Annotated in this window: 11 protein-coding genes; 4 read left to right on the top strand and 7 right to left on the bottom strand. The window is 56.4% G+C overall.

The window, feature by feature from the left end:
- The first annotated feature begins 220 nt into the window (after positions 1-220).
- The 3 genes from DL346_RS02270 to DL346_RS02260 all read left to right on the top strand — a co-directional run bounded on the left by DL346_RS02270 (position 221) and on the right by DL346_RS02260 (position 3,134).
- On the top strand, positions 221-1,258 hold the full coding sequence (locus tag DL346_RS02270) for a ribonucleotide-diphosphate reductase subunit beta (protein WP_112880464.1): 1,038 nt from the start codon (positions 221-223) through the stop codon (positions 1,256-1,258).
- 142 nt (positions 1,259-1,400) lie between these two features.
- Positions 1,401-2,273, top strand: a complete 873-nt coding sequence (locus tag DL346_RS02265; protein ID WP_112880463.1) for an AraC family transcriptional regulator — start codon at positions 1,401-1,403, stop codon at positions 2,271-2,273.
- A 126-nt stretch (positions 2,274-2,399) separates the two neighbouring features.
- On the top strand, positions 2,400-3,134 hold the full coding sequence (locus tag DL346_RS02260; protein WP_112880462.1) for a PH domain-containing protein: 735 nt from the start codon (positions 2,400-2,402) through the stop codon (positions 3,132-3,134).
- Positions 3,135-3,142: 8 nt separating this feature from the next.
- On the opposite strand, the gene DL346_RS02255 is transcribed toward DL346_RS02260, so the two are convergent.
- The 6 genes from DL346_RS02255 to DL346_RS02230 form a co-directional block, all read right to left on the bottom strand.
- Positions 3,143-3,490, bottom strand: a complete 348-nt coding sequence (locus DL346_RS02255) for a gamma-glutamylcyclotransferase family protein (RefSeq protein WP_240632997.1) — start codon at positions 3,488-3,490, stop codon at positions 3,143-3,145.
- Between the two features lie 94 nt (positions 3,491-3,584).
- Positions 3,585-5,711 carry a putative bifunctional diguanylate cyclase/phosphodiesterase gene (locus DL346_RS02250; RefSeq protein ID WP_112880460.1) on the bottom strand — a complete coding sequence of 709 codons (2,127 nt, stop codon included), beginning with the start codon at positions 5,709-5,711 and terminating at the stop codon, positions 3,585-3,587.
- A 39-nt stretch (positions 5,712-5,750) separates the two neighbouring features.
- Positions 5,751-6,545 carry a LamB/YcsF family protein gene (locus DL346_RS02245; RefSeq protein ID WP_112881735.1) on the bottom strand — a complete coding sequence of 265 codons (795 nt, stop codon included), beginning with the start codon at positions 6,543-6,545 and terminating at the stop codon, positions 5,751-5,753.
- A 39-nt stretch (positions 6,546-6,584) separates the two neighbouring features.
- Complete coding sequence (locus tag DL346_RS02240; protein WP_112880459.1) at positions 6,585-7,616, bottom strand: 5-oxoprolinase subunit C family protein; 1,032 nt, start codon at positions 7,614-7,616, stop codon at positions 6,585-6,587.
- On the bottom strand, positions 7,604-8,323 hold the full coding sequence (pxpB, locus tag DL346_RS02235) for a 5-oxoprolinase subunit PxpB (protein ID WP_165822342.1): 720 nt from the start codon (positions 8,321-8,323) through the stop codon (positions 7,604-7,606). Before pxpB ends, DL346_RS02240 begins: the two co-directional genes overlap by 13 nt.
- 148 nt (positions 8,324-8,471) lie before the next feature.
- Positions 8,472-9,851 (bottom strand): VWA domain-containing protein, encoded by a 1,380-nt coding sequence (locus tag DL346_RS02230; protein ID WP_112880457.1) that lies wholly within the window; start codon positions 9,849-9,851, stop codon positions 8,472-8,474.
- A 162-nt stretch (positions 9,852-10,013) separates the two neighbouring features.
- On the opposite strand from DL346_RS02230, the gene DL346_RS02225 reads away from it, so the two are divergent.
- Positions 10,014-10,316: a hypothetical protein gene (locus tag DL346_RS02225; RefSeq protein WP_112880456.1), complete on the top strand. Its 303-nt coding sequence runs from the start codon at positions 10,014-10,016 to the stop codon at positions 10,314-10,316.
- Between the two features lie 83 nt (positions 10,317-10,399).
- Here DL346_RS02225 and DL346_RS02220 read toward each other — a convergent pair whose 3' ends face one another.
- Positions 10,400-10,981 carry a TetR/AcrR family transcriptional regulator gene (locus tag DL346_RS02220; RefSeq protein WP_165822341.1) on the bottom strand — a complete coding sequence of 194 codons (582 nt, stop codon included), beginning with the start codon at positions 10,979-10,981 and terminating at the stop codon, positions 10,400-10,402.
- Positions 10,982-11,150: the final 169 nt, after the last annotated feature.

Genomic DNA, 11,150 nt, shown 5'->3' with positions numbered 1-11,150 from the left:
TTTTCGTTGAATGATCGTGCCCTGCGGTCAGTATGGGTCTACAATCGCTGTTGTAGTCAGGTGATTTTGAATGATAATACCTTTACAGGTTATCACCCGACTACAAAGGCGACCGCTTACGCTTTTCCGACTCCATACTGCCCTACGGGCACTTTTTCAACGAGAAGGTCTAAAAGCTCTTGCAGCTTATTTATGGAGTAAGAAGGAGGCAGCCTGTAACATGGATCTGCAAAAGAAAAAACTATTCAACGAAGAGGGCGACCGCGATTGGGGCAAGCGCCGCATGATTGGCGGCAATACGACCAATCTGATCGAGCTGAACAACGTTAAATATGACTGGGCGACGAAGATGTACCGGACCATGATGAATAACTTCTGGATTCCGGAAGAGATCCCGCTCGCGCAGGATGCCAAAGATTATAAGAACCTGTCGCTTTCCGAGCGCAACAGCTATGATAAAATTATTAGCTTCTTGATTTTTCTGGATTCGCTGCAAACGGCAAATCTGCCGAACGTTAACGAATATATTACGGCTCCCGAGGTTAACCTGTGCCTAACGGTGCACACGTTCCAAGAAGCGGTGCACAGCCAATCTTACTCTTATATTCTGGACAGCGTCGTTTCGCCGGAAGTGCGCGACCAAATTTATAACCTGTGGCGTGAAGACAAAAACCTCTTGAAGCGGAACCGGTTCATTACCGACCTCTACGAGAACTTCATTGCCAACCCATCGTCGCAAAACTTGATCAAGACGATCATGGCCAACTACATCCTGGAAGGCATCTACTTCTACAGCGGCTTCAGCTTCTTCTACGCGCTCGGCCGTCAGGGCAAAATGCTCGGTACCGTATCCGAGATCAAATATATCCAGCGCGATGAATTGACTCACCTGGCGCTTTTCCAAGGCATTTTCCGCGAAGTGCGCAAGGAAAATCCGGAGCTGTTTACGCCGGTGTTGGTCGAAGAGCTGCGTCAAATGATGAAGACTGCCGTAGAGCACGAGATTGAATGGGGACAATACATTACGAATAATCAAATTCCCGGCCTTACGGATGAAATTATCGAGCAGTACATTAAATTCCTTTCCAACGAGCGCTTGCGCAAGCTGAATCTCGATATCCTCTATCCGGAGATCATCGAGCATCCTATGAAATGGGTAGAAAGCTTCAGCAATATGAACGGCATGAAAACGGATTTCTTCGAGCAGAAAGTAACCAACTACAGTAAATCGTCCAACCTGAACTGGGGCGACCTGTAATTTTGACGCATAGAACAAAAGCTCAAGGCTCTATTCAGAGACTTGAGCTTTTTTCGTTGAACTAAGTATAGTTCAGGAGTGGCAATCTTCATGATACAATAGATATAGTAGTACCGGACATGCTTAGCGGGGGTGAAGGATCTTGAATGGCGCGGCGAAGCGGCAACTAAACGACATGCAGCCATTTATCCGTGTAGGACACCATTACTTGTTTCCATACGAACGGAACCCATTCGAAGTCAGCCGCTATGGGTACTGCTACGCGCTTCATCTGGTTGAAGGCGGAAAAGGCAAAATTATTATCAATGGCGAAGTAACCGCGTTGAAAAAGGGCGATTTGATCTTTTTGCCGCCTCAGCTGATGCATTCCTTTTATACGGATCATGAGAGCCGGCTTGCGACCTACAATCTCTATTTTGAGCTATGGAGCGATCAGCCGCTGCCTACGGAGCATCACCTGTATTGGCATTTATCGGATTTTACGCCCGAGCTGCTGACCCCCGTTCAGGCAAACGATGTAGTGGATTCGCTACCGCATATTTTTCCCTTGCAGCATCACGCTTTCCTGACGGAGCTATTTGCCCATATCGTCAAACAGCACCAACAGCAGCGAGACTACGGGGATTCCGTTGCTCACAGCTTGCTTAAAGCACTGATTCTGGAGCTGGCGCAAATCGCCGGAGAGAGCTGGCAAAGTGACTACCGCATGAGAATGATCATGCAGCGGATCGACCGGGAAGCCCATGCCGGTTCGAATTACAGGGACTGGCTCGCGCAGAGCGGATTGCAGAAGACCAGGTTTCACACCCTCTTCAAGCAAACGGCCGGTCTCTCGCCCAAAGCCTATTGGAGCCGTGCGGTGATGAAGCAGGCTGCAGCTGCGCTCTGGGAAAGCAATCGGTCGATTACAGCCATCGCAGAGGATCTGGGCTACTCTTCTATCCATCATTTTACGAAGCAGTTTACAGCCTATTACGGCGTGTCTCCATCGCAATACCGCAAACGCAAAGGATAGCATCGAACTGCCATACATATGCTCGACTAAAGTCCAGTCCTCGACCGGACCCCAGCCCGTTCACGATCCGCAGCGCCGCCTTGTAAACTTAACCTAGTCAATCTGTGGAAATGGGGGAATTCGAATATGTCCGTACCCGTTTATGTTGTAAACGCGTCCATGGCCGTGCTCCTGCTGCTGCTTGCGCTGTTTGCCGGTTTATCAGCCGGCTGTTTAGCCTTTCGGCGCACGACGAACAGCCTGAAACGGACGGCCGTTCTTACGCTTGCCATACTCGGCTCGATGACGCTGCTGGCCGCAGCCAAGTTGATCATGCTCATCGCGACCTATTCTTACCGGAGCTGGTTCGTACTCGATAACGCGCTGCTCTTCTTCGTGCTCATTCTGCTGCCGACCGCGGCGATCGCCTATTATTCGCTCCCTCGTCTGATTGATCTGGCTAAGCTGATGATCAAGAGCCCCGAAGAAACTGCCAACCGCACAAAGCGCCGCGCGGCGTCGGAGGTCGCGCTCGTCGTTCCCGTCCAAGTGCTCGTGATCGAGGCTTTCCTGTATGCCTCCATCCAGGTCTTTCCGCTCGGCATGGCCTACCGGAAGGAAATGCTCGCAGTCGGACTTGCCGTTCTGGCTTCCCCGGCGCTGCTCATTTGGCGGCAGTCGATCCGGCATAGACGCATTCACCGTGATGACGGAACGGCCGTCAGTCACAAGGTCAAGCGCGTGCTCGTCTTTACGATGGCTTGCTTGCTGTTAGCCTTCGGCATTATCTATACGATGAACAATGCAAAAACGCTCAGCAGGGCTGCTGAGCGCGATTTACCCGTCCATGTTACGATGATGAATCCCCCGGCGAAAGACTGAAGCGCAAGCTATGTCCCCTTCTGCTTGCGGGCATAGTAGTCCGGCCAATAGCTTTCGTCGATCGGCGGGCAGCCTCTCGGCGAATCCCATACATACACCCACCCGCTTTGCTCCGGTTGCGCGATGTCGGTTACCCAGATCCGATCGTAATCGTTATCCTCTTCGATCCCCAAGAATTGCTCCAGCTGATCCATGTTGCGAAGACCTTGCCGGTTGACGGCAATCCACAACCCGCGAACGACGGAACCGCTCCTCCCGGCAGCCTCGTCGCGCAGCAAAGCGGGATACGGGCCGTAGTCGACGAGCCGTCCATGAATGATGCCGGGCTTCGCCGCTTGGATGAACCCGGCAACCACATGATGGTTGCTAAGGCCCGGCAGCAGCGTCCGTAGATGAATACCGCAGTCAAGTGTTCTTGCATGCCATCCTCTTCCCTTTTCCTTCTTCTCGCTAGGCCATTTGGTATCGGTGCCTGTACCAGTTCTCGAACAAATTCGCCGGAATCGGCTTCGTAAAATAAAAGCCTTGCGCTTCCTCGCAATTTCGTTCGCGCAGAAACTGAATCTGCTCGTCGTTCTCTACGCCTTCGGCAGTCACTTTCAGCTTTAAATTTTTGGCCATGGACGTGATGGTCGATACGATGGCCGCATCGCTGCCGCCCTGGGTCAGATCGCCCACAAACGAGCGGTCAATCTTCAGCTTATCGATCGGGAAACGCTTGAGCGAGATGAGCGAGCTGTAGCCCGTGCCGAAATCGTCGATGCTGATTTGGACGCCGATCTCCTTCAAGCTGGCGAGCATATCGCTGGCAAACTCCACGTCGCTCGTCATGCTCTCCGTAATCTCCAGCTCCAAGTACTTCGGGGGCATGCCTGTTTGATCCAGGATCCCCTTGATTCGCTCCGCCAGCTGATGCTGCCTGAATTGCCGCATGGACAGGTTCACGGACATCATCATCGGCGGCAGGCCGGCATTTTGCCAAGCGACGTTTTGCTTGCAAGCCGCCTTGAGCACCCATTCGCCCAGCTGCAGGATCAGGCCGTTCTCTTCCGTCAGCGGAATAAAGTCGCCCGGCGGCAGCAGGCCGCGCTGTGGATGATGCCAACGAACGAGCGCTTCGACGCCGACGACCTTGCCGGTGTTGAGGTTGATCAGCGGCTGATACGCGAGCGTAAACTGCTCCTGTTCGATCGCCCGCCGCAAATCGCTTTCAAGGCGCAGCCGGTCATGCGATTTCCGGTTCATTTCCGGTTCGTAGCTGGAATACTCATTGCGGTGCATTTTGGCATTGTACATGGCGGTGTCGGCGTTCTTTAGCAATACTTCTACGCTATCCCCATCCTGAGGAAAGAAGGAGATGCCGAGACTGATCGTAATATGATACTCCGCCTCGCCAAGCACGAATGGCGCATCGAACAGCCCCATCAACGCCTTCGCTTTCGCTTCAACGCGCTCCTTCTCCGACTCTCTTATTCCCGGCAACAAGACAACGAATTCGTCGCCGCCCATCCGGAACACATGGTTCGGCTTGCCGGCGGCCAGACGCAGCCGCTCCGAAACCGCCTGCAGCATCTGATCGCCGAAGGAATGGCCAAGCGCGTCGTTGAACGTCTTGAACCGGTCGATATCGAGCAGGAACACCGCGAGCCGGCTGCTGCTGAGCCGGGCCCGTTGCAGCTCTGCATCCAGCTGCTCCTGCAGCAGCCGCCGATTGGACAGGCCGGTCAGCTCATCGTGGTAAGCCAAGTAATTGATGCGCGCTTCCGTGCGCTTCTGCTGCTTGAACGGCTCTTCAAGGGTAACGTAATAAATCCCCTTCATGAGAAAATAGTAACCGGCCAGCCTATACAAATGCCCGATAAGCATATCGCTGTCTTGCATGCCCGAGCCGAGCATGAACTGCACATTGGCAACCAGGAATAAGACCAGCGCTTGAATAATCGTGAGAAGCGCCTGAGGGCGCTCATTGCGGTTAAGGAAAAGCACCATGCCGATCGCGCCCATGTACGAAAGCAGAATGACGATCCGAACGAGCACTTCCAGCAAGTCAAGCGAAGCGCCTGTCAGCGCGGCAACAGCCGGCAAGCCGGTTAAAGCATAGTAAAGAACAGCGGTTATCGACGTGAACCCCAGTGACACGGCTACAGCCGGCAGCCTCTTGCTCGTACCAATCGGCGCGTCCTTCTTGCTGAATATCAGAAACAAACCGACAGAGCCGGCTAGCTGGGCCGTCATCGCGAACAGGGAGGATATCGTCGTTTCTCCGACAGGCCGGTAGAAGGGCATTCCTTCTGCCGTGAGACCGTGCAGCAAGTCAAGTAAGCCGACTGCGCCGAACAAGGCAGCCGTATAGAGCCGATGCTTCGATAACGTTTTCGCGAAGAACAGCCAACCCAATACCAGCATGGTGAAGCTTATTGCAAAGCCGATAAACTCCATGCCGGAATGAATAAAGAGATAGATGTCTTTCTGAACCGTCCAATACAGCTCGCTATGAAATCCCCTCATAAAGAGAAAGCCGATGATGGCGGCAAGCACCGTCCAAATCGTCTTTTTTTCCGCCCTGTTTATCGACATGATGCCTGGAAGTCCCCCTTCAAGAAAAGAAAGCCGTTGTTACTGCGGAGGCCTTACGCCGATTCCCGCCGCTTCCAGACCTTCGCGCAGCGCCGCGGCGAATTCCGCTGCCCGCGGTCCGTCGCCGTGGAGACAAACGGTGTCTCCCTGAATCGCGATATCCGCGCCTCCGATTGTCCGAACCGTACCTCTAGCGACCATGCCGATCGTCTGGCGCAGCGCCTCCTCCGAAGAGGATAGCGTCGCCCCCGGCAGGTGGCGGGGCGTTAAATGGCCGTCCGTTTGATAGGAACGGTCCGCGAAAACTTCGGACACCTTGCGCAGTCCGTGCCGGTCCGCCGCGTTCAGAAGCTCGCTTGCCCACTGCCCGTAGATCATAAGCGAAGGGTGAAACGCTTTGACCGCACGTACGAACGCATCGGCCAGCTCCGCGCTTCTGCCGGCCATATGATAGAGCGCTCCGTGCGGCTTCACGTGGCGAAGGCTGCTGCCCGCTGCCCGCGCGAATGCGTCCAGAGCGCCGATTTGATAGAGCGTCAAGTCGAAGACCTCTTCGGCGCTGACCGCCATTTCGCGCCTGCCGAAGCCGAGCCGGTCCGGCAGGCCGGGGTGCGCGCCGATTGCCGCCCCCGCGGAGGCCGCCATCTCGACCGCTTTGCGCATCGTATGAGGATCTCCGGCATGTAAGCCGCAGGCGATATTGACGGAGGTCACATGAGCAAGCAGCGCAGCATCTTGGCCGAACGTATAAGCGCCGTAGCCCTCGCCGAAATCGCAGTTCAAATCGATGAACCGCTGCGGCGGATTCTGCGTGAAATGATGGTTATTAGTCATATCGGCTTTACGCTGTCCTTTCTGCATGGCACTTTCGAATTAATTCTTGCGCATGCGCAGCGCGATCGCGGCGGCAAGCATCCGCATGTCGCGTTCTTGCTCCATATAGCCGCGCTGGGCTTCCGCCAGCGTGACCAGTTCGAAGGCGATGTCATCACCTGGCTTGCACTGCGCCAGAAGCGGCAGATCCGCCGTAATGACATGCGCCAGCTTCGGATAGCCGCCGGTCGTCTGGCAGTCCGCGCCAAGAATGATCGGCGCTCCGCCGCGCGGTACCTGAATCGTGCCGGCGATCACGCCATGGGACAGCAGCTCTTGGTCGCTGTCCTCCAACGGCAGCGGGGGGCCTTCGAGGCGGACCCCCATGCGGTCCGATGCGGGAGCCACGCGGAAGCGCTCCCGCAGCAGCGCCGTACGGGCCGCTTCGCGGAACTGCCCGTACTCGGCGCCCGGCATCACGCGCAGCCGGATGCCGGACGGGGTTGCGCGGCCGCGCAGCTGCGCCGGCGGCGGCGCGAACCAGCCCGGGGCCGCCCAGCTGCGGCGGCCCTGCGGCTTCGCCGCGGCGCGCGCGGCGAGCGTTGCGCGCCACGCGGCCGCCTGCGGCGATGCGCTGCCGAGCGGCAGCACGTCGCCGGCGCGCAGCGGGCGCCCGGCGACGCCGCCGATGCCGGCGCGCGTGTCCGTGCCGCGGCTGCCCAGCGCCGCCTCGGCTGCGATGCCGCCGGCTGCCGCAAGATAAGCGCGGCAGCCGCTAGCCGCAGGTCCGAACGTGATCACCGTTCCGGCCGCGATCCAAACCGGCCGCTCCAGCGGCAGCGGCTCGCCGTCAATGAACGGCGCCATGCCGGCGCCGCAGACGGCAATGAGCAGTTCCTTCTCCGCGACCAGCTGCGGGCCGGTCAGCGTTAGCTCGAGCCCCGCAGCTCCCTGATCGTTGCCGACAAGCAGGTTCGCGGTGCGGAGCGCGATGCTGTCCATGGCGCCGCCTTCGGGAATGCCGAAAGCGCGCCAGCCCGCGCGGCCTAAATCTTGTATCGTCGTATGTAATCCCGGCTTTAAGATTCGCATGTGAAGTCCTCCGCGCGAATCGGCACGAACCGGAGCGCGTCGCCTGCCCGCAGCAAAAACGGCTCCGACCGCTCCGGATCGAACAGCCGAAACGGCGTGCGGCCGATAAGCTGCCACCCGCCAGGCGTCGACAGCGGGTAGATGCCGGTCTGTCCGCCGGCGATGCCGACAGAGCCTGCCGGCACCACGCTTCTCGGCGAGGCAAGGCGGGGCTGCCCCAGTTCCGGAGGCAGACCGGTCAAATACGGAAAACCTGGCATAAAGCCGATCATCGCCACGCGGTATATGGCTGAAGCATGCCGCTCGGCAAAGGCGGCCTCCTCCATCCCTGCCCTAGCGGCACATGCCGCCAGGTCGGGGCCGTAGAGACCTCCATAGCAAACCGGAATGTCAACGACCCGCGGGATCGCCGCTTCCGTTTCCCGTGAGCGCTTCAGGATGCGGTGCACCTCGGCTGCAGCAGCTTCGTACGGGATGGCGCCGGCCGTTTCATGTATCGGGAGCCGCGCCATATCGTACACGACCGTAACCGAAGCGTACGCCGGAACGACGTCGGCGATCCAGTGCAGGCGCGCCGACCGCAGCGATTCCGCAAGAGCCGCGGCGACCTGCCACAGCCCAGACTCGCTCTTGCTTTCCAGCGTGACGACCAGCGCCCGGTCTCCGAGCGGTGCAAGGCTGTACGTCCACCCCACCAATTCGCTCACACTATTCACCATTTTTCTCCTATTTTCAACATCGAATTGATCAATTGGAATAAGCTCCCTTAGAGCTATAATCTCTTCTAGTTTGTACTATTTTGGGGCTTTTTGTCCAGCCAATTTGTATAGCTTCGCCTAAACATTTTCCGACAAACTACCCATTTTCCGACGTATACCGCTCAATGACCTCGACCAGCAAATCGTTGAGACGTTTCACCTCATACTCACCCACTGCCGGCTCCATGTGTTCGTTTCCGATGCCGCTGTGATCGGTAAGAAATAAATAAGTGCCTCCCGTAGCCGTTGCCATGAACCGCATCAAATATTCCGTTTGCACATCGACGCCGCTTGATGCGACCGGAATGATCCGTATCCCTTCCGCCGCAGCCGTCTCCGTCAGCTCGTGAATCCGTTTCATCGCTTTTCTCTCATGGTGCGGCGGGGCATCAAGCACGAGGAAGAGCAGTCTGGCGCGCGCTTCGCCGCTCCATTCATGATCGTCAATCGCATTCTCCAGCGCCGCGTCTACCGCTTCCGGGTAATCTCCCCCGCCTGCAGCGCTTTGCTGGGAAAGCTGCTTCACGACCGTATCGATATCGTTCGTGAACGGATAATCCTTTACCAAATACTCGTCGCTCCGGTCACGGTAGAAATTCGCGCTTACTCGGATGTCCAGCTGCTGGCCGTTATCCTGCGAGGCACGGGTGACGACATCCTTCAGTTCCGTCTTCAGGAAATTCAGCTCATCCTCCATCGACCCTGTCGTATCCACCACGAGCATCAGATCGACGTTGATTGTCGGCTTCACCGCTTCTTCCATGTTCACCTTCAACGCGGAGCCCCTTGGAATCGGCACGTTCTCATACCGCTTCTCCTGTTCGCCGGAACGGATGATCACGCCGTACCTTTCTCCGCCCTGCCGCTCATCATCGAATAGCCCTGCATAGGCAGACGCCTTCCCATCCATATCCGTGCGGGCCTCCCATACCGTTTGCCCGTCATCATCGACAAGGCTGACCTCCGCATCGGATACGGGCTTGCCGCCGCCCGTTACTTCGACCTCCAGCCTGTTCTTAGGAAAAATGGACCAATACGACTGCAGATCCTGCCCTTCCCCTCCGTTCAGCAGCTTTACCCATTCTTTCCAGGATAATAAGTCGTTCCACTCGCCTGCCGTCAGCTGCCCGGGCTCCGAATCGTCATACTGGCTTCCGGGCGCAGGCTCGCCCTCATCAATCGGCATGTCCCCGTCCTTGTCCGGCGCTGGCGCCGGCTCTTCCGAATGGCTTGAATCCGTCGTATCCGATTTCGATTCACTGCTCGAGCTGTCGTTTGCGGCGCTATTGCTGTCTCCGTCCGCAGCGGGCGCGCTATTCTCCGTTGCCGTATTGGCGGACGAATCATTCTGTTCGTCAGCCGACGAGCAGCCCGCCAGCAGCATCGCCGCCGCAGCCAACAGCAGAAGCGCTGCCTTCACCTTCCGCTTATTCGGTGCAAAGTCTCTCTTTTTCTGGCTAGCCCGGCTTTGTCGCATCCGAATTCCCCCTCGATCGTCTTGGTAACCGCGCCAATATATGTAAAACACGGCTTAACACCTTCGACGAGCGCTGCCAGCCAATTGTTGCAATCTCCGCGGCACGACAGTACAATCGGGGGAAGTATATTTTATGCGCACATGGAAGGAGACCTGCCGCCCTTGGAAACGTACTCGCTAGCGGAGCTGAGCATTACTTACAATGACGTTACGACGAAATTAATTTATAAGTCCGGTCATTTGGTTGTCGTTGCCGATACCGGTTATAAGCTGTGGTATATCGAGCTTGATGGCATGACGCAAACATCGCTGCTTCATAGATTCCATGACTCCGAAGAAATCGGCGTCGCGTTGTCCGGCATCACCGCCGGCGGCAAACCGTTCAAGGCAAGAGGGTATTTTCACCCGAACGTGCAGCATCACGCCGCGAACATCCGCGGAGACGGCGAGCTGGCCGGATTTTAATCGGGAATCAAAAAGAGGCCGTCACGGGAAGTAGAGCAATCTACTTGCTGTGACAGCCTCTTTTTTTCGTGTTTAAGCAGCTCTTACTGCGCCGCTATCCCCTTGAAGAAAAGCTCGAAGGTTATCGCCATGCGGTTATCGACGGGCTCATCGTTCTCTTCCATCGACCAAATGATTAGCGTGCCGAAGTACGCTTGGAATGCTTGCTGAGCCACCATTTCAGCCGGCATATCCCTCCGGATCTCTCCGTTCTCCTGCGCTTGGGTGACGAGCGGCATAACCGCTTCCTTCAAGTTATCGAGCATGGCGTTATGCGCCTCCAGTGCCCCGTTGCTGCCGAGCATCGCTTGAAACAAAGCGCGCGAGAGCGGCTTGCTCAGCGCAAATTGCTTCACCAATTGAAAGATCAAGAGCTGAAAGCGCGGCACGAGCGGACCTGGCATATCCCGAAGCTTCGCAACCTCGTTAATGGCAATGATCGCCTGCAAATCGCAGAGCAATTCATCCTTAGAGGAAAAATAGTTAAAAAACGTGCCTTTGGCGACACCGGCTTGTTTGGCTATGCTTTCAACGGACGTATGGTCGTAGCCCTGCTCGGCGAACAAAGTGAGCGCGGCTTCTTTGATTCGTGTGCGTGTCTGTTCTTTCTTGAGCTCGCGCTTCATCGCCATACCCTCCGTTTGGTCATGTTCTGGTACACCTAATTGTAGCATAGCGCCTACTATCCGTAAACATTACTTGACCGACGGTACAACTTTATAAAATATTTATGTTCATCCATTCATGAATAAAGCATCTTGGATAGCTATATAATCAGGAAATATCACCTGTGAA

The sequence above is a fragment of the Paenibacillus montanisoli genome (assembly GCF_003268025.1).
In the GTDB taxonomy this organism is placed as follows: Bacteria; Bacillota; Bacilli; order Paenibacillales; family Paenibacillaceae; genus Paenibacillus_Z; species Paenibacillus_Z montanisoli.
This window is presented reverse-complemented; position numbering and strand designations above follow the sequence as displayed.